At 61.9% G+C, this 23,939-nt stretch carries 24 protein-coding genes; 17 read left to right on the top strand and 7 right to left on the bottom strand.

Annotation, left to right across the window (positions count from 1 at the left end):
- Window positions 1-42 precede the first annotated feature (42 nt).
- The 6 genes from ABM428_RS00755 (at window position 43) to lpxK (ending at window position 6,317) form a co-directional block, all read left to right on the top strand.
- Window positions 43-1,572: a DUF2125 domain-containing protein gene (locus tag ABM428_RS00755; protein ID WP_353628061.1), complete on the top strand. Its 1,530-nt coding sequence runs from the start codon at window positions 43-45 to the stop codon at window positions 1,570-1,572.
- Between the two features lie 95 nt (window positions 1,573-1,667).
- Entirely contained in the window at window positions 1,668-3,014 is a 1,347-nt protein-coding gene (locus ABM428_RS00760; protein ID WP_132997845.1) for a TldD/PmbA family protein, read from the top strand.
- A complete protein-coding gene (locus ABM428_RS00765) occupies window positions 3,001-3,795 on the top strand; it encodes a 3'(2'),5'-bisphosphate nucleotidase CysQ (protein ID WP_037942685.1) in 795 nt (264 codons plus the stop codon). Before ABM428_RS00760 ends, ABM428_RS00765 begins: the two co-directional genes overlap by 14 nt.
- Window positions 3,796-3,837: 42 nt before the next feature.
- On the top strand, window positions 3,838-4,080 hold the full coding sequence (locus ABM428_RS00770) for a DUF4170 domain-containing protein (RefSeq protein ID WP_005850395.1): 243 nt from the start codon (window positions 3,838-3,840) through the stop codon (window positions 4,078-4,080).
- A gap of 6 nt (window positions 4,081-4,086) precedes the next feature.
- Window positions 4,087-5,316 carry a 3-deoxy-D-manno-octulosonic acid transferase gene (locus ABM428_RS00775; RefSeq protein WP_132997844.1) on the top strand — a complete coding sequence of 410 codons (1,230 nt, stop codon included), beginning with the start codon at window positions 4,087-4,089 and terminating at the stop codon, window positions 5,314-5,316.
- Entirely contained in the window at window positions 5,313-6,317 is a 1,005-nt protein-coding gene (gene lpxK / locus ABM428_RS00780) for a tetraacyldisaccharide 4'-kinase (protein ID WP_132997843.1), read from the top strand. Before ABM428_RS00775 ends, lpxK begins: the two co-directional genes overlap by 4 nt.
- A 45-nt stretch (window positions 6,318-6,362) precedes the next feature.
- Here the strand turns inward: lpxK and ABM428_RS00785 are convergent, their stop codons facing one another.
- The 3 genes from ABM428_RS00785 to ABM428_RS00795 are packed head-to-tail and all read right to left on the bottom strand — an operon-like array spanning window position 6,363 to window position 8,693.
- Window positions 6,363-7,475 (bottom strand): CaiB/BaiF CoA-transferase family protein, encoded by a 1,113-nt coding sequence (locus ABM428_RS00785; protein ID WP_005850400.1) that lies wholly within the window; start codon window positions 7,473-7,475, stop codon window positions 6,363-6,365.
- A complete protein-coding gene (locus ABM428_RS00790) occupies window positions 7,475-8,170 on the bottom strand; it encodes a DsbA family protein (protein ID WP_009825529.1) in 696 nt (231 codons plus the stop codon). Before ABM428_RS00790 ends, ABM428_RS00785 begins: the two co-directional genes overlap by 1 nt.
- Window positions 8,171-8,183: 13 nt before the next feature.
- Window positions 8,184-8,693, bottom strand: a complete 510-nt coding sequence (locus ABM428_RS00795) for a DUF721 domain-containing protein (protein WP_005850403.1) — start codon at window positions 8,691-8,693, stop codon at window positions 8,184-8,186.
- 84 nt (window positions 8,694-8,777) lie between these two features.
- On the opposite strand from ABM428_RS00795, the gene ABM428_RS00800 reads away from it, so the two are divergent.
- Complete coding sequence (locus ABM428_RS00800) at window positions 8,778-9,842, top strand: A/G-specific adenine glycosylase (protein ID WP_353628062.1); 1,065 nt, start codon at window positions 8,778-8,780, stop codon at window positions 9,840-9,842.
- Window positions 9,843-9,920: 78 nt separating this feature from the next.
- Complete coding sequence (locus tag ABM428_RS00805; protein ID WP_353628063.1) at window positions 9,921-11,072, top strand: alkane 1-monooxygenase; 1,152 nt, start codon at window positions 9,921-9,923, stop codon at window positions 11,070-11,072.
- Between the two features lie 151 nt (window positions 11,073-11,223).
- On the opposite strand, the gene ABM428_RS00810 is transcribed toward ABM428_RS00805, so the two are convergent.
- The 3 genes from ABM428_RS00810 to ABM428_RS00820 all read right to left on the bottom strand — a co-directional run bounded on the left by ABM428_RS00810 (window position 11,224) and on the right by ABM428_RS00820 (window position 13,808).
- A complete protein-coding gene (locus ABM428_RS00810; protein ID WP_005850409.1) occupies window positions 11,224-12,324 on the bottom strand; it encodes a site-specific DNA-methyltransferase in 1,101 nt (366 codons plus the stop codon).
- Between the two features lie 101 nt (window positions 12,325-12,425).
- Window positions 12,426-13,043, bottom strand: a complete 618-nt coding sequence (locus tag ABM428_RS00815; protein ID WP_037942886.1) for a ribonuclease HII — start codon at window positions 13,041-13,043, stop codon at window positions 12,426-12,428.
- Between the two features lie 186 nt (window positions 13,044-13,229).
- The gene (locus ABM428_RS00820) at window positions 13,230-13,808 is read right to left on the bottom strand and encodes a hypothetical protein (RefSeq protein ID WP_009825533.1); all 579 of its coding nucleotides are present in this window, start codon (window positions 13,806-13,808) and stop codon (window positions 13,230-13,232) included.
- Between the two features lie 188 nt (window positions 13,809-13,996).
- Here ABM428_RS00820 and ABM428_RS00825 point away from each other — a divergent pair, with 188 nt between their 5' ends.
- Together ABM428_RS00825 and ABM428_RS00830 are read left to right on the top strand one after the other, a co-directional pair.
- Window positions 13,997-14,290, top strand: coding sequence for a hypothetical protein (locus ABM428_RS00825; RefSeq protein WP_005850413.1), 294 nt, complete (start codon window positions 13,997-13,999; stop codon window positions 14,288-14,290).
- Window position 14,291: 1 nt separating this feature from the next.
- On the top strand, window positions 14,292-14,966 hold the full coding sequence (locus ABM428_RS00830) for a hypothetical protein (protein WP_132997907.1): 675 nt from the start codon (window positions 14,292-14,294) through the stop codon (window positions 14,964-14,966).
- A gap of 90 nt (window positions 14,967-15,056) precedes the next feature.
- Here the strand turns inward: ABM428_RS00830 and ABM428_RS00835 are convergent, their stop codons facing one another.
- The gene (locus tag ABM428_RS00835; protein WP_132997840.1) at window positions 15,057-16,082 is read right to left on the bottom strand and encodes a LacI family DNA-binding transcriptional regulator; all 1,026 of its coding nucleotides are present in this window, start codon (window positions 16,080-16,082) and stop codon (window positions 15,057-15,059) included.
- Window positions 16,083-16,200: 118 nt separating this feature from the next.
- On the opposite strand from ABM428_RS00835, the gene ABM428_RS00840 reads away from it, so the two are divergent.
- From ABM428_RS00840 to ABM428_RS00870, 7 genes are all read left to right on the top strand, one after another.
- Window positions 16,201-17,223: a TRAP transporter substrate-binding protein gene (locus ABM428_RS00840; protein ID WP_009825537.1), complete on the top strand. Its 1,023-nt coding sequence runs from the start codon at window positions 16,201-16,203 to the stop codon at window positions 17,221-17,223.
- A 60-nt stretch (window positions 17,224-17,283) separates the two neighbouring features.
- On the top strand, window positions 17,284-17,859 hold the full coding sequence (locus ABM428_RS00845) for a TRAP transporter small permease subunit (RefSeq protein WP_037942663.1): 576 nt from the start codon (window positions 17,284-17,286) through the stop codon (window positions 17,857-17,859).
- Entirely contained in the window at window positions 17,859-19,184 is a 1,326-nt protein-coding gene (locus ABM428_RS00850) for a TRAP transporter large permease subunit (protein ID WP_005850423.1), read from the top strand. Before ABM428_RS00845 ends, ABM428_RS00850 begins: the two co-directional genes overlap by 1 nt.
- A 10-nt stretch (window positions 19,185-19,194) precedes the next feature.
- Window positions 19,195-20,979, top strand: coding sequence for an IlvD/Edd family dehydratase (locus ABM428_RS00855; protein WP_064215598.1), 1,785 nt, complete (start codon window positions 19,195-19,197; stop codon window positions 20,977-20,979).
- Window positions 20,980-20,983: 4 nt separating this feature from the next.
- Window positions 20,984-21,889: a sugar kinase gene (locus tag ABM428_RS00860; RefSeq protein WP_353628064.1), complete on the top strand. Its 906-nt coding sequence runs from the start codon at window positions 20,984-20,986 to the stop codon at window positions 21,887-21,889.
- A 94-nt stretch (window positions 21,890-21,983) separates the two neighbouring features.
- Complete coding sequence (locus ABM428_RS00865) at window positions 21,984-22,760, top strand: aldolase/citrate lyase family protein (RefSeq protein ID WP_037942656.1); 777 nt, start codon at window positions 21,984-21,986, stop codon at window positions 22,758-22,760.
- On the top strand, window positions 22,757-23,932 hold the full coding sequence (locus tag ABM428_RS00870) for an MFS transporter (RefSeq protein WP_074636451.1): 1,176 nt from the start codon (window positions 22,757-22,759) through the stop codon (window positions 23,930-23,932). The genes ABM428_RS00865 and ABM428_RS00870 overlap by 4 nt, the downstream gene beginning before the upstream one ends.
- Window positions 23,933-23,939: the final 7 nt, after the last annotated feature.

Here is a 23,939-nt window from a genome sequence, read left to right on the forward strand (position 1 = left end):
TCACCGGATAGCCGCCCGCGATTTGCGACAAAGGAATTTTTCATGATCCGCCCTCTCTTCGGCAGTGCCGCCCTTTCAGTTCTTTTCACCTCGTCCAGCGCTTTGGCGGATGTGACACCGCAGGATGTGTGGCGTGACTGGCAGGACCATATGCAAAGCATGGGCTATGCGCTGACGGCCACCGAAAAGGTATCCGGGGATACGCTCGCGGTGAGCAATGTCCGCTTTGATCTGACGAGCGAGCCTGATCTGGGCCAGATCTCGATGTCGCTTGAACAATTGAGCCTTGTGCAAAACGACGATGGCACCGTGTCGGTGGTCATGCCCGACGCAATGCCCTTGGTGTTCGAAATCACCCCGACCGACCCGGATGAAGACCGCGTGCGCGCAGCGCTGACCGTGAACCAGACCGGCCAGGACATGCGCGTGAGCGGGACGCCGACCGACCTGAGCAGCGCCTATGCTGCCGGTCTTCTAGGCTTGACGCTGGATCAGATGACGGTGGGCGACGAGACCTTCGGCCCCGACAACGCCTCGCTGAATGTGGTGCTGAACAACGTCGAATACGCCTCTAAATCGGTGCTGGACGATATGCGCGCCTATGCGCAGGACGGGTCCATTGCGTCGATGACGTTTGACATGCGCTTCAAAGACCCCAAAGAGCCCGCCATCGCGACGATCAACGGCACCTCGACGGATATGACGTTCGACGGCGACGGGCGGTTGCCACTGGGTATCGCGCAGGCCAGTGATATGGCCGCGATGCTGCGGGCAGGTATGACCGGCGCGGGCACGTTCACCAGCGGCAACAGCACCATGACGGTCGACATCGAAGATCCCGAGAACGGTAATATGTCTGCCGCTGTCGCCTCTGAAGGGGGGCGTTTGACGGTGGAAACCAGCGCCGACGGCATGAGCTATGCCGGTTCGCGTCAGGGCATGGCGCTGTCAGTGCAGCCGCAGCAGTTTCCATTCCTTCTGTCCTTCGGCCTCGATAATGCGGCGTTCAACCTGAGCGCGCCGGTGCTCAAGACCGACGATGCGCAGGACGTGGCCCTTGGGTTGAACCTCGAAGGGTTCACCATGTCGGATATGGTCTGGGGCATGATCAACCCGCAAGGCACCCTGCCCCGCGATCCGGCCAACCTGTCGTTGGATGTGTCCGGCAAGGCGCGGCTGCTGATGGATTACTTTGACCCCGAGGCCGCGACCAGAATGGCCGAGACCGGACAGGTGCCAGCACAGCTCGATAGCGTGAACCTGAATGCGCTGATCGTGGATGCACTGGGGGCCAAGCTGACCGGCAATGGCGCGGTCACGTTCGAGCATGACGAGAACGCCCCCACGGCGCTCAAGCCGTCGGGTGCTGTTGACCTCAAGCTGGTGGGCGGGAACACCTTGATCGATACGCTCGTGTCCTCGGGCTTGCTGCCGGCGCAGATGGCGATGGGGGCGCGTATGATGATGGGCATGTTCGCCGTCCCGGCCGAGGGTGAGGACGATACGCTGAAATCCAAGCTCGAATTTACCCGCGACGGGCAAATCCTCGCCAATGGGCAGCGGATCAAGTAACCCTTTGCGACCACGGCCCTCCAGCGACTGGCGTCCCTTGCACAGCTGCGGCAGGGGCGCTAGCAGTCTTTCACCCATTCAAGGAGTATCCCCCCATGTCGCAATCCATTGAGGCGCTGACCAAGTCGTTGCTGCATGCCGCCCGTCAAGCGGGTGCGGATAGTGCTGATGCGATGGCCGTGCGCGGGACGTCGGTGAACGTCGATGTGCGTGGCGGGGTGCTGGAACAGGCCGAACGCGCCGAAGGCGTCGATATCGGGCTGCGGGTTTTTGTCGGGCAACGCTCTGCCAACGTCTCTGCTTCCGACACATCGGACCGCACGGTCGAGGAAATGGCGATCCGCGCGGTGGCAATGGCGAAAGAGGCCCCCGAAGATCCCTACATCGGCCTTGCCGATCCCGACCAGCTGGCGACGGATTGGGATGTCGAGGCGCTTGAGCTTTACGACCCCGCGCCCGAGCCTTCGCCCGAAGCGCTGCAGGATGACGCCGCCCGCGCCGAGGCCGCAGGGCTGGCCGTCAAAGGTGTCAGTCAGGTGCAGTCCGCGGGTGCGGGCTATGGCGCGCAACAGGTATTTATGGCGGCAAGCAACGGCTTCGAAGGCGGATACCGCCGTACCGACCGCGGGCTGTCCTGCGTTGCAATCGCCGGCACCGGCACAGGGATGGAGCGGGACTATGACGGCGACAGCCGCATCTTCCAGGCCGACCTGCGCAGCCCCGAAGACATCGGCACCAAAGCCGGTGAGCGCGTTCTTGAACGCATGGGGGCACGCAAACCGCCCACGGGGGCCTATCCGGTATTGTTTGACGAACGCATTTCCTCGGCGTTGATCGGGCATCTTCTGTCGGCGATCAGTGGCACGGCGATTGCACGCGGTGCCTCGTGGCTGCGCGACGCTATGGGCGAACAGGTGCTGCCAAAGGGCATGTCCCTGATCGAAGACCCGTTTCGCCCCCGCGTCGCAGGTTCGCGCCCGTTCGATGGGGAAGGGCTGCCCACGTCGCGCCGCACCATCGTGGATGACGGGATGTTGCAGGGGTGGACCCTTGATCTGGCAACCGCGCGCAAGCTGGGGCTAACCCCGACCGGCAATGCCGCACGCGGCACCGGATCGAACCCCGGTCCGGCCACATGGAATATCGCGCTGTCCCAGGGCAATGCCACCCGCGCAGACCTGATCCGCGATATGGGCACAGGTCTTTTGGTGACGTCGATGATCGGGTCGACCATCAACCCCAATACCGGCGACTACTCTCGTGGGGCGTCCGGTCTGTGGATCGAAAACGGCGAGATCACCCACGCGATCAACGAATGTACCATCGCGGGCAATCTGCGTGATATGCTGCAATCGATTGTACCGGCCAATGACGCGCGCGCGCATCTGAGCCGCGTTGTGCCGTCGCTTCTTGTCTCGGGAATGACCCTTGCCGGCGCTTGATGACCTCTCCCTTTTGATCGAGGCCGCACGCCGCTCGGGCGAGATTGCGACCTCTTTCACCGGCAAGACCGCGCAGCGTTGGGACAAGCCCGATGATGCCGGTCCGGTGACCGAGGCTGACCTTGCGGTGAACGCCATGCTGCACCAGACGCTGACGGCGGCACGCCCGGATTATGGCTGGCTGTCCGAGGAAAGCGACGACGGTACACGGCGGCTGGGGCAGCGTGATCTGTTCATCGTCGACCCGATTGACGGCACACGCAGCTTTATCGAAGGGTCCGACACCTGGTCCCATTCCCTTGCCATTGCGCGCGACGGGAGGATTACGGCGGCGGTGGTGTTCCTGCCCATGCTCGACCGGCTCTATGCCGCGGCGGCGGGGGCCGGTGCGACCCTGAACGGGCAAAGCATCTCTGTCTCCGACATCGCCACATTGCCCGAGGCTACCGTGCTGGCCACGAAACCGGTGATGGAAATGCAGCATTGGACCAAGGGCGACCCCGGCTTCAAACGCGCGCACCGTCCGTCGCTGGCCTACCGGCTGGGGCTGGTGGGTCAGGGTCGTTTTGACGGCATGGTCACATTGCGCAAAAGCTGGGAATGGGACATCGCCGCAGGGGCGCTGATTGTCACCGAAGCAGGCGGGCAATGCACCGACCGCACAGGGCAACCCCTGCGGTTCAACAACCCCGATCCACGCCTGAACGGTGTCGTCGCGGGGGGCGATGCCGTCCATGCGGCGCTGCTAAGCGGCCTTGCCCAGACCCAAGCCACCCCTTAGATTGCCCCCAAGGCCATCTGTTTGAAAACAAAGGACCGCGATATGACCCAACGCTTGCACCTCGTCTTTGGGGGCGAACTGATTTCGCCCACCGGTACCGCGTTCAAAAACGTCGATGACATCCATGTCGTCGGGATTTTTCCGAACTACGCCAGCGCCTACGACGCCTGGAAAAACGAGGCACAGCGCACGGTCGATAATGCGCATATGCGGTATTTCATCGCGCATCTGCACCGTCTGCGCGACGAAGAGGCTGCGGCCTCCTCTACCGAAGAGCTGGGGTAAACTCTTATGGCGCGGTCGCTTGGGCTGTCGGCCTATCGCGCCTTTACCGGTCGCGGGGGCGTGCCGCCATTCACCCCCGTGGCCAAGCGCCCCGAAGGCGAACTTGTCTGGTGCCACGCCCCCGAACCCGGCAGCTTGTTCGCGATACAGGATCTGGCCATCCGCCTGTGCCGGAGCCGTCCGGGGCTGAGTGTTCTGATCACCGTTCCCCAACCCTTGGTGCCGGTCGACCTGCCGCCGTGTAGCGAAGCCGACGTGCTGATCGATACCCTGCCCGACGACCACCCGACGCTTGCCAAAAACTTTATCGACCACTGGCAGCCCGACGCCTGTGTCTGGGCATGGGGGCGTTTGCACCCGAATATGATTGCAGAGATGACCACACAGGCCTGCCCGATGTTCCTGATCGATGCCGACAGCGACGGCTTTGACGGGCGGCGCGACCGGTGGCTGCGCGATCTGACCCGCGATCTGCTGATGCATTTCTCGGCGATCATGACGCGGTCGGAGGCGGGGATGCAGCGGCTTGTCCGGCTTGGGCTCGCCCGCAAGGACATAGAGCTGACCCCCGCCCTTCAGGCCGGTGGCCGCGTGTTGCCGTGCATGGATTCCGATCTGGCCGATCTGTCGGCTGCGGTTGTGGGGCGCCCGATCTGGTTCGCCAATCAGGTGCTCGAGGGTGAGTTGAACACCGTCCTTACCGCGCACCGCCAAGGGCTCCGTCTATCACACCGGCTGTTGCTGATCCTCGCGCCCGCCGACCCCAAGCAGGCCGATGTTTTCGCGCAGCGGATGGAGGATCAGAACTTTCGCGTGCTGCGATGGGGCGACGCGGGCTATCCCGACGCCTCGACCCAGGTGATGATCGCCGATGATCCGGCAGAGATCGGCTTGTTCTACCGGCTGGCCCCTGTGTCCTTTCTGGGCAACTCCCTGATCAACGGCAGCGGTGGCTGTGACCCGTTCGAGGCCGCGGCCCTGGGATCGGCTGTGCTGTACGGGCCGAAAGTCCGGCGGTATCTGCCGCTTTATACCCGGCTGGCTGCCGAAGGGGCCGCGCGGATCGTGAATGATGCCACAGCGCTTGGCACCGCCGTGAACCGGCTGATCGCGCCAGATCAGGCAGCGACGATGGCGCAGGCGGGGTGGGATGTGATCAGCCGCGGTGCGGCCGTCACCGACAAGGTGATCGACCTTGTGCAAGAAACGCTTGACCAGCGAGAGGCCACATCATGAAACGCGCCCCCGCCTTTTGGCACCGTCCCACGCCCGATTGGCGCGCGCGCCTGTTGCAACCTCTGGGCGCGCTTTATGCGCGTGCCACCGCCCGCAGGCTGGCGGCGGGCACGCCGCTGCGTCTGGATATTCCGGTGGTCTGCGTCGGCAACATCAACGCCGGGGGCACGGGAAAGACGCCAACGGTCATGGCTGTCGTCGAACACCTGCGCGACAGGTATCACACGCCCCATGTGGTGTCGCGCGGTTACGGCGGCACGCTGAAGGGACCGGTGCAGGTTGATCCGTCGCGCCACACTGCCGCGCAGGTGGGGGATGAACCGCTGCTGCTGGCCGCCTTTGCCGATGTCTGGGTTGCGCAGGATCGCGCAGCGGGAGCGCAGGCCGCGGCGGAAGCGGGGGCATCGGTGATTGTGATGGACGACGGCTTCCAGAACCCCGCGCTGCATCAGGACCTATCGATTGTGGTGGTGGATGCGGCCAAGGGGTTCGGCAACGGGCTGTGTCTGCCGGCAGGCCCCTTGCGCGAACCCGTTGCTACGGGTCTGGCGCGGGCGGATATCGTGCTGTCCATCGGTGGCGCTGCAGATCAGGCGCAGTTTGACGCGACCGACCTGCCCGGCGGGCTGCCCGGCGGGCTGCCGCATGTGCGTGCCGAACTCGCCCCCCTGCAAACGGGGATGGATTGGTCCGACACCCGCGCGCTGGCCTTCGCAGGCATCGGCCACCCCGAGAAGTTTTTTGCCACCCTACGCGATCTGGGGGCAGAGATTGTCCACGCCGAAGCGCTGGAGGATCACCAGCCGCTGAACCCTGCGCTGATGGGACGGCTGGAGGCGGATGCCGCCCTGCGCGGCGCACAGCTGGTCACAACGGAAAAAGACGCGGTGCGTCTGCCCGCGTCTTTCAGAATGAAGGTGATAACCCTGCCGGTGCGTCTGAAGTTCGATCCTGATAACGCGCTTTTTGCCGCGCTGGATCGACTGCCGAAAACGGCGTAACCGCCAGAGCTTCCAGCGAAGCTCCGGCAGCGTGTCGGGGCGAACCTAGTCGTCCTGCCCAAGTTTTGGCGCGGCGCGATGCAAAGCCAGTTCAGCGCCCGAGAATTTGAACGGCGACCGGATGCCCGGCACCCCGTCCAGTTCGACCTTCATGCCGCGCGCGATGACTTGGGGGTCTTCGAACATATCGGCCATGTCGTTGATCGGCCCGGCTGGCACGCCCTCTGCCTCGCAGGCGGCGAGCAGATCGTCGCGGGTGCGTTGGCTGGTAGCCCCGTTCAGACGGCGGATCATCTCGGGCCGGTTGGCGACGCGGTCGGCGTTCTTGGCATAGTCTGCCGAGGTTGCCATATCATCCAGCCCCAGCATCCGGCACAGCCGCTGGAACTGCCCATCATTGCCCGTGGCAATGATCAGATGCCCGTCAGAGGATGTGAACACCTCGTAGGGGGTCAGGTTCGGGTGTGCGTTGCCCATCCGCGTCGGCGCATTGCCCGTGGTCAGATAGTTCATCGCCTGATTGCCCGTCACCGCAACAGCGCAATCCAGCAGTGCCATGTCAATATGCTGGCCAACACCGGTCTGGCTGCGCTGGTGTACCGCTGCCAGAATGGCCGTGGTGGCATAGACGCCGGTAAAGATATCGGTGATCGCCATGCCGTGTTTCTGCGGCTGACGGTCGGGTTCACCCGTGATCGACATCAGGCCGGACATGCCTTGGATGATGAAATCATAGCCCGCGCGATGCGCATAGGGGCCGTCTTGCCCGAAACCGGTGATCGAGCAATAGATCAGCTTGGGGAACTGCTTGGACAGGCTGGCGTAATCCATCCCGTATTTGGCAAGCCCGCCGGTTTTGAAATTCTCGATCAGGATGTCGGCATCGGCCAAAAGCTCTTTCATCTTGGCCTGACCTTCATCGGTGGTCAGATCGACAACAACCGAGGCTTTGCCCCGGTTGGCCGAGTGGAAATACGAGGCGGATTTATCTTCCCCGCGCTCGATGAACGGAGGCCCCCACTGGCGGGTGTCGTCACCCGCCGGGCTTTCGACCTTGATCACCTCGCAGCCGAGATCCGAAAGCGTCTGACCGGCCCAAGGGCCCGCCAGAATACGTGCCAGCTCAATAACCTTGAGCCCTGCCAGCGGGGCCGCCATTATTCTTCCAGCGCTGCGTCGATGATCTCTTTCATCTCGGCATAGGGCATGTTGGAGTATTTCTTGCCGTTGATGATGAAGCTTGGCGTGCTGTTGATGTCATCCGCCTTCTGGTTTTCTTCCCACCATGCGACCAGCGACTGTGCTTTTTCACCGTCTTGCAGACAGGCGTCCAGCTCAGCATTGTCGAGCCCGGCCAGACGGCCGATTTTGCGCAGCTCTTCGACGATCGCGGCAGGCTCTCCGGCGCGGACCCATTCCGACTGACCAGCATAGATCATGTCGGTGATGCCAAAGAACTTGTCCTCGCCACCGCAGCGCGACACCATCGACGCCCAAAGGCCGTAGCGGTCAAAATAGACCTCGCGGTAGGTGAAGCCGATTTTGTCGTTGTCGATGTAATCCGCCTTGAGCTGCTGGAACGGGCCTTGGTCAAAGGCGGCGCAGTGCGGGCAGGTGTAGGATGCGTATTCGATGATCTGGACCGCTGAATCGGGGTTGCCCAATGTCATGTCCTGAATTTCGGTGGTTGCAGCAGGTGCATCTGCCTCTGCCGTGTCGGCTGACTGTGCGTTGGCCGCGCTGACCAGCGGGTTGATCGGTGTGCTGTTCACGGCATTTGTACCGCTGAAAGCGTACCAGCCACCTGCGGCAGCTACGGCAACAGCCGCAAGGATGGGGAATGTCGGTTTCATGTGATTTCCTTTTTCAGCGTTTGGTCTTGTTCAATATGTTCTCGCCCAGACGTGCAAGTGCATCGCGCAGGGCCTCGTTCGCGACAGGGCTGACGGTTTCGGCAGCACGCTGTTGCAAGACGGGGTCGTTCGGCGGTTCGGGATGGGTCTTGGGTTGCGGCGCAAAAGCGACCTGGCCTTCGGCAAAGCCGGTGGCAGCCGTCTGGGTCACCCGCACCCGCGCAATCGCGTTGAACCCGTAGATGGCGTTCACCTTGGCGCGCAGCTGTTCCTTCTGCATCTCCAGCATCGGCGCATTTGCCCCTGTCGTCAGCAAGGTCAGCGTCGCCCCCATACCGCCCCGGCCATAGCTGACCTCGACAGGGCGCGAGATGGCCGCGACGTCCTGACCGACGATTTCGGCCCATTGGGTCAACAGACGGGATTGGGCAAAGCCGCGAGTCTCGCTCGCCTGACGGATCTTGGCCGAAAGCAGGCTATCCGTCCTTTTGAACCCTTTTGTACTGGTACGCCGTGGCGCCATGACTATCTTTCCCGAATGACTAGCCACAACATAGCGATCCCGCCTCGTATCACCAGCCATACCCAACCGAAAAGGTTATAAACATTGCGTGACACCGACCCCTCCGGCGACCTCCCGCTGATCCTTCTGGAATGGTACGATGTCCACGCGCGCACGATGCCTTGGCGCGTGCCGCCAGCGGCGCGGGCGGCGGGCGTGCGCCCTGATCCCTACCGCATCTGGCTGAGCGAGGTGATGTTGCAACAAACCACCGTCTCAACCGTGCGCGACTACTTCCAGCGGTTCACCGCGCGCTGGCCGACGGTCGCTGATCTGGCAGCTGCTGCGGATGCCGATGTGATGGGAGAATGGGCCGGATTGGGCTATTACGCCCGTGCCCGCAATCTGCTGAAATGCGCCCGCGCTGTGGTGGCCGATCATGACGGCCACTTCCCCGCCGACCACGCGGCCTTGCTGAAGCTGCCGGGGATTGGCCCTTATACCGCTGCGGCCGTATCCTCTATCGCGTTTGATCTGCCCTTCACCGTGCTGGATGGCAATGTCGAACGGGTGATGGCGCGGCTGTATGACATCCACACCCCACTGCCCGCTGCCAAGCCCGAGCTGATGACACGTGCAGAGGCGCTGACCCCAATCACCCGTCCCGGAGATTACGCCCAAGCGGTGATGGATCTGGGGGCCACGATCTGCACCCCCAAATCTCCCGCCTGCGGCATTTGTCCGTGGCGCGATCCCTGCCTTGCCCGCCGCAATGGCACGGCGGCCGAACTGCCCAAGAAGACCCCGAAAAAGCCGAAGCCGATCCGGCATGGCACGGTCTATCTGGGGCAGCGCGCGGATGGCGCCTGGCTGCTTGAGACGCGCCCCGACAAAGGGCTGCTCGGCGGTATGCTCGGTTGGCCCGGCACGGACTGGATCGAGGCAGACGGCCCACGCCCCGCAGGCACACCGCCTGCGCCTGCCGACTGGCAGCCCCTTGCGGGGGAGGTGCGGCACACGTTCACGCATTTCCACCTGATGCTGACCGTCATGCACGCGCCCCTACCGAATGACACGGCGCCAGCACGCGGACACTTTGTCGTGCGGGATGATTTCCGCCCCTCGGACCTGCCCACGGTGATGCGCAAAGCCTATGACTTGCTACGTTAGCGGCGGCGCGGCATAGTTTATCGCAGCCAAAGCTGTGCCCGACCCCTTGGGCCAGATAACCCGAAAAGGCCGTGCAGCATGACCTCGCCCACCACAAACATAAGCACCGACCAGCTGTCGCAGTTCCGGCGTGCGCTGCCTTTTGCCCTGTCCTTTGCGCTGATCCCGCTGGTCTGGGTCTCAGCCACCGTCGGCGGCTGGACCGTGATCCTGATGCCGCTGGTCACATGGTATCTGTTTTCGATCATCGACGCGATCGCGGGGCTGAACCTTGATAACGCCGATCCGGACGCGTCAGACGGCGACCTGTTCTGGTATCGCATGATCACGACCGCGTGGATGCCGGTGCAGTTTCTCACGCTCTTCGGCTTGCTATGGTACGTGCCACAGGCCGCGCATCTGTCCGGCTGGGAGAAAGCCGCCGTCTTCTTCGGCGTCGGCGTCATGACGGGCACCATCGGGATCAACTACGCCCACGAGCTGATGCACCAACGCAATAGACGCGAACGCTTCTGGGCCGATGCACTGCTGGCGATGGTGCTGTATTCGCACTTCCGGTCTGAACATCTGCTGGTGCACCACCGCTATGTCGCCACCCCGCGCGATCCGGTGACCGCACGCTATAACGAAGGGTTCCACCGCTTTTACCCGCGCGTCCTGCGGCAATCGCTGGTGTCCAGCTTTCAGGCCGAAAAAGCGATGCTGGCACGCAAGGGCAAACACTGGACCGACCTGAGCAACCCGTTTTTCAAATACTGGGCGCTGCAAGCAGGCTGCCTGATCCTCGCCGTGGTCCTTGGCGGCTGGGTCGGGCTGGGCCTGTTCCTGCTGCAAGCGGGCGTGGCGATCTGGCAGCTTGAGCTGGTGAATTACATCGAACACTATGGTCTGACGCGCAAACATCTGGGTGACGGCAAATACGAACACGTCCAGCCGCGTCATTCGTGGAACGCAGCGCATATGGCGTCCAACTGGCTGCTAATCAATCTGCAACGCCATTCCGACCACCACTATAAACCCGACCGGCGGTTTCCCGTGCTGCAAACCTATGGCGACGCAGAAGCGCCGCAGCTGCCCTATGGCTACCCCGTCATGACAATGGCCGCGATGATGCCCTGGGTCTGGCGGCGTGTGATGAACCCGCGGGTGCGGGAATGGCGCCGGACCTACTACCCCGAGATCACGGACTGGGCCGAGTATAACGCGGGCAAGACCCCCTATCCCCGCTGAACATCGCTGAACCTTCCTGACCGCCTGAAACGAAAAAGACCCCGCCAATGAAAGGCGGGGCCAAGGTGAGTGTCCTTATGGGCACGCCTTCTCATGAGGCGGCAAGGACACCGGCGGTGTTCGTAAATAGGGTGTGAAAGTGGGGAGAGGCCTAGTTGGCCATCTCTGCCCGGATCTGCTGGCGCAAGATATCGATCGGCACGCGTTTGCCGTCTTTCTTGTAGCACCAATATGTCCAACCATTGCAGCTCGGCGCTTTCTCATACGCCGCACCGACTTGGTGGATCGATCCTTTGACCTCGTTCCCGACAAGCGTGCCATCGGCACGGACCTTGGCGGAATACCGGCCGTTCAGGGAATAAAGCTCTTCGCCCGGGCGCAGCATGCCACGTTCAACCAGCTGGCCAAACGGCACGCGCGGCTCGGCGCGTTTCGAGGTGGTGGTCTGCAACGCTTCCTTATCGAACTTGCGCACGGATTTGATCCGCTTTTCGGCAACCTTGCGATACGCCTCTTCCCGTTCAATCCCGATAAAGTCTCGGCCCAGCATCTTGGCAACGGCGCCTGTGGTGCCAGTGCCAAAGAACGGATCAAGCACGACATCACCGGGGTTGGTGGACCCTACAAGAATACGGTGCAACAGGCTTTCGGGCTTTTGCGTCGGATGCGCTTTATCGCCCATCTCGTCCTTCAGACGTTCGTGGCCGGTGCAGATCGGCAGCACCCAATCACTGCGCATCTGGATCCCTTCGTTCAGCGCTTTCAACGCTTCGTAGTTGAAGGTGTATTTGGAATTCTCGTCCTTGCCGGCCCAGATCATGGTTTCATGCGCATTGGTAAAGCGCTTGCCGCGAAAGTTCGGCATCGGGTTCGACTTGCGCCACACCACGTCGTTCAAGATCCAGAAACCCGCATCCTGCAAGGCGGCACCAACGCGGAAAATATTGTGATAGCTGCCAATGACCCAGATCGCGCCATTGGGTTTCAACAGACGCCGCGCGGCTTTCAGCCATTCGCGGGTAAACTTGTCATAGACGGCAAAGCTGGAAAACTGGTCCCACGCATCATCGACCGCATCCACCTTTGAATTGTCGGGACGATGCAAGTCGCCACGCAACTGCAGGTTATAGGGGGGATCTGCAAAGATAAGGTCCACCGACTCTGCCGGAAGCGCATTCATCGCTTCGATACAGTCGCCAGAAATGATCGTGTTTAAAGGGAGTGCTGCCGCACCCTTGGTCATCGTCTTCATAATAGCTGCCTCTTGCCCGGCACATTGTGTGCTCTTGGTTATCCACAAGATGCCCCGACAGACGATTCCTGGTCAATTTCTTTTTTGAATCAAGTGGTTAGTTATTTATCTTGATACAACATGTTGTGTACGGGTTTGAACAAACGTCTATGGTGTGGGGTCACACCAATTTTCTGCAACGCCTCCATGTGTTTTTTCGACCCGTATCCCATGTTGGTTTCCCAGCCATATCCGGGGTGCTGTTGCGCCAAGGACAACATGACACAATCTCGACATATTTTAGCCGCAATTGAGGCCGCGGAAATCGACTGCGACCGAGCGTCTCCCTTGATCACGGTTTCGGCAGGCAAGGTCAGATCGCGCGGGATCATATTGCCGTCGATCAACGCATAGTCGGCGGGGGTCTTCAGCCCCTCCAGCGCGCGCAGCATGGCAAGGTGGCTCGCCCTCAGGATGTTGAGCTCTTCAATCTCTTCGACCGAGGCATGGGCAACGCTGACATCCGCAACCTGCAAAAGCTCTTCATACAGGCGTTCTCGCGCAGGTTTGGTCAGCTTTTTTGAATCATTCAGCCCCTCGGGGATGCGATCCGGGTCCAGCACCACGGCAGCGGCAGTGACCGGCCCCGCCAAGGGCCCGCGCCCCACCTCGTCCACGCCGGCGACCCGCTCAAAGCCGCGCGCATGGGCGGCCCGTTCAAATTCAAAATCTGGTTTCATGACCCGTGAAAACCCCAACCCGCGCCAAAGCTCAAGCCCCGCCCACGCGAATTGTGACCTTGCGAAGACTGCGATGTCACAATCGCAAAAGATATCCACAGCACATAAGAAAGGGAGGGATGCCCGAACATCCCTCCCTTCCCCACCCGAGAGCATCGAAATGCCCCCGGTATTGGCACGCTGAGATTAACCGCGCGCCAAACTGTATCCCGCGCCGCGCAGGCAGCGGGCGTCATATCCATAGCGGGTGCCCCGATGGGTCCGGATCTGCTGCGCGCATTGCTGCGGCAGACGGTTGGCATGACGGAAATTATTCTCAAGACAGCGGCGGCCGAACATCAGCACCTGACCGCGACGCGTGTCGAAGCTCTGGAAACACTGTTTGGGCAGCAGCTTGGCATTGGCATGGGTGTGATGCTGCTTGCGCTTGTAGCCCTTGGGCAGCGGACGCGGCTCTACCCGGTGGCGCGATTGCGGCGCGCGGTAGACGGGCACGCGCTCGGCCCGTTGAGGGCGTGGGGCGCGGTACACAGTGTTTGGCGCATGGCGGTGCTTTGATACTTCCTGCCGGGCACGTTCTTCGTCGCGCTTGTTCTTGTCGTGAATGATCTTGCCGACAATGGCCACGCCCAGAACACCGACCGCGATTTTCGCCAGATCCCTGTTACGGTCGCCCGCGGCGGCGGGGGCAGCAGTAAAGGCGGTGATAGCGACGGCTGCGGCTGCAATCGAGGCGATGAATTTATGGTGCAATGTAAAGCGCATTGTCTGATCCTTTCGGTTGGGGGCAACATGGGAAGCACCCCATGCAAAGCCATCAAGAGCGAGGCCGTGGGATCAAACTGGCCGCCCCCCCTCAGACAGGCAATAACACCCCCCTGTTATCGAATAACAAAGCGGTACAGACCCAATGGATATTGAATATCCGCCCGGATAGGCGCAGTCTGATCGTCATGAAACACATCCTCCTTTCCCTGGCTGCTGCGGGGCTTCTGGCCCTCTCCGCCCCCTCTGCCCAAGCGGCGGAGTGCTTTGCCGATTACAAGGCAAAGCAGGAAAACCCCTTGCGCCTGCATTATGGTGTGGCGCAGGTATCCGGTGACTGCAGCCGTGCCTCGGCGCAGGCCCAATTGACGGACCGGCTGGCTGCACATGGCTGGACGTTGCTGACGATCGTCTCTGTCTTTGGCAAGGATGGCCTAAACCAAAGGAAAGCGAGTGCCGGACCAAATTTCCTCCGCTTCTGAGATGCGCCGCACGGGCGGGCGTTTTGTCGGCGGTGGTATCGCGGCCGTTGTGGCGATCATTCTGATCGGCGCAGGGCTGTTGCTATGGGCCCTGCCCGACGCCAATGCCTTTAACGCGCAGGTCGAACGCATCTTTGTCGAGCACGACGATCTGACTACTCAGGCCGAAATCAAACTGCTTGAAATTCTCGCACAATCGGGCACCGCGTTTTCCGAAACCCTGTCGAGCTACCGGATCGTGATCATCGTGCTGCTGGTCTTTGCGACGGCCATGCTGGTCGCGGCGCTGGTGTTCCTGATCATGCTCGTGGGCTTCAACCGCCGCATGGCGCAGATCGAACGGGTGGGGATACAAGTAAACTCGCTCCTGATCAGCCGCGAGGAAAACACCGTCTACCTCAACAACCTCGGCTTCAAACTGACCGCCGCCGCGATGGAAACGATGTCGGTCCTTGCCGAAGCGCGCATGGATGACGACGTGCTCTCAGGCTCCGAGATCGAGGGCATGATCTCGGGCCGGACCGCCGCTGACTGCGACGAAGCAGCAGGGGCCACGCGCATCAAACGTCTGCGCGATACATTGGGCAACCAGATCGTGTCGGAACTGCTGGTCAAGAATATCGCGCGGCGCGGCTATATGCTGGCCATCGACAAAGACGTGATCAAGGTCATCTGACCTCTTCATTTTGCCCTGAAAACTCCGGGGGAGTCGCGCCTGCGCGACGGGGGCAGCGCCCCCTGCCCGGTCTCGTGTCATCCGCGACATTCACCCCCGCCTTGTCGACCCGCGCTTTATCAGCTCCACGCCGAGCCGGATATGCGGCGTTTGGATGGCCGCGCGGTCAGCGATTGCGTCCCGAAGCAGGGTCATTGCCCCTGCGCCGACCTCATAGCGCGGCGTCGCGACAGAGGTAATGCCGGGGTTCAGGTGCCGCGACATTTCAAGGTCGTTGAAGCCGCAAATACCCAGATCGTTGGGGACGTTGATGCGACGGCGTTCGGCCTCGAACAGCGCGCCGGCGGCAAGGTCGTCGTTATTGCAGAACACAGCATCGGTGTCTGGCGCTTGCGCAAGAAGATCGCTCAGCAGTTGCCCGCCCATACCCACCGAGGACGGGTGGGTCGTCGTGATCACGCGGGTCGGATCATACACGCCGCGCGCCTGCGCTTCGGCTGTGAAACCCGCAAGCCGCGCCTGCGAGCGCGGGTCCATTCGCGCGCCCAGAAATCCGGGCTTTTTGTACCCCGCATCGATCAAGTGCCGCGTGCCTTCGACCGCACCATCGTAGTGTGAGAACCCGATCATGAGGTCAATCGGAGAGTCCGACACGTCCATAATCTGCACGACGGGACAGGGGGCGGACTTGAGCAGGGTCCGTGCTGCGTCGGTTTGGTCGATCCCTGCCACAATCAGCCCCGCAGGGCGCTGACGCAGGAAGGTACGCAAAAGGTTTTCTTCTTTGCTGGGGCTATAGCGGAAATTACCGATTTGCACCGATAGGCCTGACCCGTCGATCACATCGTAAACACCGCGCAAGACGTCAGAAAACACCGCGTTGGTCAGCGATGGGACCAGCAGACCCACCACATTTGTCCGCTCGGACGCAAGCGCCGAAGCGGCTTGATCCGGTACATACCCAAGCAGTTCGATCGCAGCCTGAACCTTCTTTCGCACACCGGCCGAGACCATGTCGGGGGCACGAATCGTCCGCGATACCGTGATAGCGCTGACACCGGCCTCTGCCGCGACTTCGTTCAACGTAACCCGCTTGTATTTAATGTTCTTTTCCATACGATAAAACCTATCACGTGCGCAGGTCCTTGTGAATAGTTGACAGATGACAGCGCTGTCATTAGCGTCCGCCCATCGTCACCGTTTACGGTCACGACTTTTTAGGGAGGATAAACACATGCGCTTTACCGCTAGGCTTCTGGCCGCAACCGCACTTGTCAGCGCCGGGCTGGCCGGTGCCGCTGCTGCACAGGATTTTTCGCTCAAGTTCCAGTCATCTGATCCGGCAGGCAACGCCAACTTCTTGCTGCAGCAAGAATGGGCCAAAGACGTCGCCGCCAAAACCGACGGCCGCGTCGAGGTCGATCTGCTGCCAGTTGAAACAATCGTCGCCCATACTGAATCTCAGGATGCCGTGGCGGCTGGCATTATTGATGGCCACGTCACTGATACCTCTTATTTCGCAGGGAAAGAGCCGGCGTTTGGCCTGATTGCCAATCCGGTCGGGGCATGGTCAGACCCGCAGCAGATGTTCGACTTTATGGAGAACGGCGGCGGCAATGAACTGATGAACGAAATGCTTGAACCCTACGGTTTGCATTTCATCGGCGCGACGACCCCCGGCCTCGAGGCGTTTCTGTCGAAGGTGCCGCTAGACGGTGTGGACGATCTGAAGGGGCTAAAAATGCGCGCCCCCGAAGGTATGGTGCAGAAAGTCTTTGCTGCGGCGGGCGCGTCTCCGGTCAACTTGCCTGGCTCCGAGGTGTTCACCTCGCTTGACAAGGGCGTGATCGACGCGGCGGATTATACCGTCTTCTCGACCAACCACGCGCAGGGCATGCATGACGTGGCGAACCATCCTGTATATCCCGGCTTCCACTCCATGCCGCTGGTCGAGGTGTCGATCAACAAAGGTGTATGGGATTCGATGCCCGAGGATATCCAAAGCGCATTGGTGGAGTCCGTAAAAGACTTCCGGCAGCTCCAGGTGTCGACCTTGGCCGAACGTGACATGGCCGCGGTGAAAGAAGCCGAAGCCAACGCCGATATCACCGTGCACAATTGGTCCGATGAAGAGCGTGCGAAATTCCGCGCCTTTGCCAAGACCGAATGGGAGAAGGCGGCCGAAGCATCCGACGCATCGCGCAAGGTCTATGACACGCTGACCGCCTATCTCGAAGAAAACGGGCTGCTGCAATAAGCGCCGAAGCACCAGCACCCTTCCGGACAGCCCGGAGGGGTGAACGCTCGGGAGGGGCATATGCAAGACAGGACAGATCCCAACGTCGCGGCCAGCGCACCCGTGGATATTGACGCACCCAAGGGGGCGATCCCGGAGGCCGGGCTGCTAGGGCGCGGCATCGACCGGATCGGCATCCTTTTTGCCTTTGCGATCCTCGCCTCTGCCGCGATCCTCGGGATCGAAGTGGTCTTGCGCTATGTCTTTGACGCCCCCACGATCTGGGCGCATGAGACGGTGATCTTTCTGAACGCCACCGCTTTTGTTTATGGGGGGCTTTATGTTGTATCGCGGGATGCGCATATCCGTGTGGTCCTGATCTACGATTATCTGTCAGCCCCGTGGCGGCGCATTTTCAATGTGGTGATTTCGCTGGTCTGCCTCGTGGCGACAGCCTTCTTCGGCTGGGCCGCATGGCAAAGCCTTGTGCGTGCGGTCTGGACGCCAACCGGCGCGATCCGGCTGGAAAGCAGCGGCAGCGCATGGGATCCACCCACGCCGGGGATGCTTAAGATCTTTCTCTTTACAATTCTCGTGGTCATGGCCGTGCAGTTCGCTGTGCTTGCTTGGAACTACATGACAAAACAGGACCGGTGATGGACCTTCTCACAGCGCTGTTCGACTTTAAGGCCATGGGGATCGAAGTGGCGACAGGGGCGATGTTCGTCACCTTGTTCCTGCTGCTGATCACCGGCATGCCACTGGCTTTCGTGACCCTGCTCGTGGCGCTGATTTTTGCGCTTGGCTGGTTCGGGCCAATGGCCGTGCCGTTGATCACCAGCCGCATCTTCAGCTTCGTCAATTCCTTCGTCTTCGTATCCGTACCGATGTTCGTATTGATGGCTGCGATCCTTGATCGGTCGGGCATTGCACGCGATCTGTTCGACGCCATGCGCGTGGTCGGTGGCCGTCTGCGGGGCGGCATCGCGATCCAGACTTTGCTGGTCGCCGTGGTGCTGGCCGCCATGTCCGGCATCATCGGGGGCGAGGTGGTGCTGCTGGGTCTGCTGGCGCTACCCCAGATGTTGCGGCTTGGCTATGACCGGCGTCTGGCCATCGGCGTATGCTGCGCGGGCGGGGCCTTGGGGACAATGGTGCCCCCGTCCATCGTGTTGATCATCTATGGCCTGACGGCGTCCGTCTCTATCGGGGATCTGTTCACCGCGTCCTTCCTGCCCGGTCTGATGCTGGCAAGCTTCTATATCATCTACGTGCTGGTGCGGGCCTATATGAACCCCGACATCGCCCCGATCCCGGAACCGGACGAGACCTCGACAGCCGAGAAAATGCGTCTGCTCAAAGGGTTGATCTTGCCAATCATGGTGGTGATCTTTGTGCTGGGGTCGATCTATGGCGGCATTGCCTCGGTCACCGAAGCCTCTGCCATCGGGGTAATCGGCGTGACCCTGTCCACGATGATCCGCGGCGAATTCACCACAGAGCTGATGGTGGGCGCGGCCAAGCGGACCCTCGCGACCGTCGGGATGATCGTCTGGATCGGGATCGGTGCCTCGGCACTGGTCGGGGTCTTTAACCTGATGGGGGGCATCACCTTTGTCTCTAACCTGATCACCGGCGTGTCCGACAATCCAACCGTGATTGTCTTGTTCATGATGGCGATCCTCTTTGTCCTTGGGATGTTTCTGGACTGGGTAGGGATTGCACTGCTGACCATGCCGATCTTTGTCCCGATCATTCGCGATCTCGGTCTTGATCCTGTGTGGTTCGGTGTGGTCTTCGCCATGAACATGCAGGTCAGCTTCCTGTCGCCGCCCTTTGGTCCCGCCGCCTTCTATCTCAAGTCGGTGACACCACCCGATATCTCTTTGGGAGAGATCTTCCGTTCTCTCCTGCCCTTCATTGCCCTTCAAATCCTCGCGCTCGCTATTCTCATTGCCTTCCCTGGCGTGACCGGCCGCTGAAAGACGAATTATGACCGACACCAAATCTCTGCGCTCCCGTAAGTGGTTCGACAATCTCGACGATCCGGAGATGACCGCGCTCTATATTGAACGCTACCTGAACTACGGGCTCACGCTTGAAGAACTGCGGTCAGGCAAGCCGGTGATCGGGATCGCGCAGACCGGCAGCGACCTGAGCCCGTGCAACCGCCACCACATCGAGCTGGCCAAACGGACCCGCGACGGGATCATCGCCGCCGGAGGCATCCCGATGGAAATTCCGGTGCATCCTATCCAGGAAACCGGCAAGCGTCCGACCGCGATGCTGGACCGTAACCTCGCCTATCTTAGCCTCGTCGAAAGCCTGTATGGCTACCCGATCGACGGCGTCGTGCTGACCATTGGCTGTGACAAAACCACGCCAGCGCTGCTGATGGCAGCGGCGACGGTGGGCATGCCCGCCCTGGCCTTCTCTGTCGGGCCGATGCTGAACGGCTGGCACCGGGGCGAACGTGCAGGATCGGGGTCGGTGATCTGGCAGGCGCGGCAAGAGCTGGCGGCCGGCACAATCGACGCCGAAGAATTCCTCGAGATCGCGGCCTCTTCCGCCCCCTCGGTCGGGTTCTGCAACACGATGGGCACCGCGTCGACGATGAACTCCCTGTCAGAGGCTCTGGGCATGCAGCTGCCCGGCGTTGCCTCGATCCCCGCACCCTACCGCGAACGCGGGCAAGCGGCCTATCATACGGGAAAACGTATCGTTGATATGGTCCATGCAGACCTGCGCCCGGCCCAGATCATGACCCGCGAAGCCTTCGAGAATGCCATTGTCGTCAACTCCGCCCTTGGCGGATCCACCAACGCGCCGATCCACCTCAATGCCATCGCTGCGCATCTTGGCATCGCGCTGAGCAACGGAGACTGGGAGGAATTCGGCCACGCCGTGCCACTCCTCGTCAATATGCAGCCCGTCGGCACCTATCTGGGCGAAGACTTCCACCGCGCGGGGGGCACAGCCGCTGTGATCGGTGAATTGTTGCGGGCCGGGCTTTTACCACATCCCGATGCGCTGACTGTGACCGGTCAAACCATCGCCGAACTCTACACCGACACGCCGATCCTTGATGAGGATGTGATCCGCCGCGCGGCGTCACCGTTGAAACCCAATGCGGGTTTCCTGAACATGCGCGGCAACCTGTTCGACAGCGCCTTGATGAAAACCTCTGCCATCGACGCGGGTTTTCGGGCGCGCTATTTCTCGAACGCACAAGAGGCTTTTGAAGGCCGTGTCGCGGTATTCGACGGGCCAGAAGACTTTCACGCCCGCATCGATGACCCCGCGTTGGGGCTGACCGATGACAGTGTTCTGGTGATGCGTGGCGCAGGGCCCAAGGGCTATCCCGGCGGGGCCGAGGTGGTGAACATGCGCCCGCCAAGCTATCTGATCAAACAGGGCGTCCGCGCACTCCCCTGCATCGGCGACGGGCGGCAGTCGGGCACCTCTGGCTCGGCGTCGATCCTTAATGCGTCGCCCGAAGCTGCGGATGGGGGCGGGCTTGCGCTGCTGCTAGACGGCGATCCGATCCGCATCGACCTGAAACAGCGCCGCGTGGACGTGCTGCTGGACGAAACCGAGCTTGCCGCGCGCCGCGCTGCGCTGGACGCTGCGGGGGGCTATGCGCAGCCAGAAAGCCAATCCCCCTGGCAAGAGATCTTCCGCGAGAAAGTACGCCCCTTCTCCGAAGGCATGGTCTTTGAAGGTGCTACCGAATACCGCGACATCACCAGCCGCGGCCTGCCGCGCAACAACCACTGACCCCATGCGCGACTTCGATATTATCTGCATCGGCGAACCGCTGGTCGAGTTCAACCAGATCAAGGGGACGCAGTGGCATCAGGGGTTCGGTGGTGACGTGTCAAACGTCGCCATTGCCGCTGCCCGCCTCGGCGCGCGCAGCGCCATCGCAACGCGCTTGGGCGACGACGGTTTCGGGCAAGAGCTTCGCAATCTTTGGAGCCGCGAGGGCGTCGATGCCTCCTGCGTTGCGACGGACGCATCGGCCCCGACAGGGCTCTACTTCGTGCGCCACGGTTCAGATGGGCACCGGTTCGAATATCGTCGCGCAGGCTCTGCTGCCAGCCGAATGACCGCAGACAGCTTGCCTGTCGAGGCCATAGAGCGCGCCCGGTTCACCCATCTGTCCGGCATCACTCTGGCGATCAGTGCCGGCGCGCGCGATGCCGGTCTGGAGGCGATGCGTATCGCACGGGCGGCCGGACGGCAGGTGTCTTTCGATCCGAACTTGCGGCTGGCGCTCTGGCCCCTCGAGCAAGCCCGTTCCGTGATTACCCAAGCGCTCGGGCTGGCGGATATCGCGCTGCCGGGTCTGGATGACGCGCGCCAGATTACGGGTCTGGACACCCCCGAAGACATCGTGCGGGCATTTCACAAAATGGGGCCGGACATCGTCGCCCTGACCCTCGGAGAGGACGGCGCGCTTCTGGGGCACGCCGGAGCGATAACGCATATTCCCGGCGTTCCGGTCACAGCCGTCGACGCCACAGGTGCCGGAGACTGTTTCGACGGGGCCTTCCTGACCCGCCTGTCAAAAGGCGACACCCCCGAAGCCGCTTGCCACTACGCCGTCGCGGCCTCTGCGCTGTCTGTCCAGGGCTACGGCGCCGTCGCCCCGCTGCCCACTGTTGCCGACATGGCGGCGGGTTAAGCAAACGTCTGCGCGGGCGGGGGCAGCGCCCCCTCTGGACACTCCGTGATGCTTGACCCTAGGGTACGCCGAAACAGCACCAAGGATCATGCCCATGCCAGCCCCCTTCAACGCATTCAAACAGGCTTTGAAACAAGGCGACACCGTCTTTGGCTGCTGGTTGGGCCTTGCGGACACCTATAGCGCCGAACTGATGGGGACCGCCGGTTTTGACTGGCTGGTCATTGACGGTGAACACGCGCCGAACGACCTGCGCTCTATCATGGCGCAGCTTCAGGTGCTTGAAGCCTCTGACAGCCACCCCGTCGTGCGCGTCCCCGTGGGGGAGACCTATCTGATCAAACAGATGCTGGATGCGGGGGCGCAGACCCTGCTGGTGCCTATGGTGGATAACGCCGATCAGGCCCGCCAACTGGTGCGCGATGTCACCTATCCGCCTCACGGCGACCGCGGCGTCGGCTATGCGCTGACCCGTGCCGCGCGTTTCTCGCAGATCGCGGATTACGGCACCACGGCGGATGATGAGATCTGCCTGCTGGTGCAGGTCGAAAGCGTGAAGGGCCTTGAGAACCTGAATGCGATCCTCGCGGTTGACGGGATCGACGGCGTGTTCATCGGCCCTGCGGATCTGGCGGCTGATATGGGGTACATGGGCAATGCGCTCCACCCCGATGTACAAGACGCGATCATGACCGCGCTGCACAAGATACACGCGGCGGGCAAGGCACCGGGCATCTTGTCGACCCACGACGACATGACCCGCGACGCGCTTGAGGCCGGGGCGCAGTTTGTTGCGGTCGGGGCGGATGTTCTGCTGCTCAGCCACGCGGCGCAAGCGCTTGCGGGCAAATGGCGTGACACACTGACATGACACGCGGGGTAGCTTTGTTGGGGCTGGGCTATGTGCTCAGCCAGTTTTTCCGTGCCTTTCTAGCCGTGCTCAGCCCATCACTGCGCGTTGATCTGGGGGCCACGCCCGAAGACCTCGCCTTTGCGTCGGGGCTTTGGTTCTTCTCCTTTGCGGCGATGCAACTGCCTGTGGGATGGGCGCTGGATACAGTCGGGCCGCGGCGCACGGCGGCCAGCTTGCTGCTGGTGGGCGGAGGCGGCGGGGCGGCTTTGTTCGCGGTGGCGACGCAGCCGCTGCACATCAATCTGGCGATGGTCCTGATCGGGATCGGCTGTGCGCCGGTGTTGATGGGAGCCTACTATATCTTTGCGCGTGAATTCGCACCAAGCCGCTTTGTCGTGCTCGCCTCTGTCATGGTGGGCATCGGCACGCTTGGCAATCTCGTCGCCTCCTATCCGATGGCGATTGCGGCGGAAACGATCGGCTGGCGCGCGTCGCTTTGGGGGCTTTGCGCCATCACCACGCTGACGGCGGTTGGCATCTGGAGCGTCGTGCGCGACCCCGCCACCCCCGAAGGGGAACAACGCGGCAGCCTACTTGGCGTGTTCAAGATCAAGGCGCTGTGGTTCATCTTTCCCATCATGAGCGTCAGCTACGCCCAGGTCGGCGCGTTGCGCGGGCTCTGGATCGGTCCCTATTTCGAGGATGTCTTTGCCGCGAACGCTCACCAGATCGGCTGGGCGACCCTGTTGATGGGGATCGCGATGGTGGCAGGCAGCCTCGCCTATGGCCCGCTGGACCGCGTGATCGGCAGCACGAAATGGGTGATTGTCGGGGGCACGGCGCTGAACCTCGCGGCATTGGTGGCGCTTATGCTTTTCCCCGACAGCGGCATCATTCTTGCCACGGCGCTGATGGCCGCTGTCGGTTTCTTTGGCGCGACCTATGCGGTGATCATCGCCCACGGCCGCAGCTTTATGCCGCCGCAGCTGGTCGGGCGGGGCATGACCCTGTTGAACCTGTGCAGCATTGGGGGCGTTGGCGTGGCGCAGTTCCTGTCGGGCCGCGTCTATGCGGCCAGCCAGCCCGCCGTCACCGCGCAGGCCCCCTATGTGATGATTTTCACCCTGTTTGCCGCGCTCATGGCAGCGGGTCTGTTCGTCTACCTGTTTTCCCGCGATGCAGGCGAATAGGCCGCGC

Origin of the sequence: Sulfitobacter sp. TCYB15, assembly GCF_040435955.1 — a bacterium.
Lineage (GTDB): Bacteria > Pseudomonadota > Alphaproteobacteria > Rhodobacterales > Rhodobacteraceae > Sulfitobacter > Sulfitobacter pontiacus.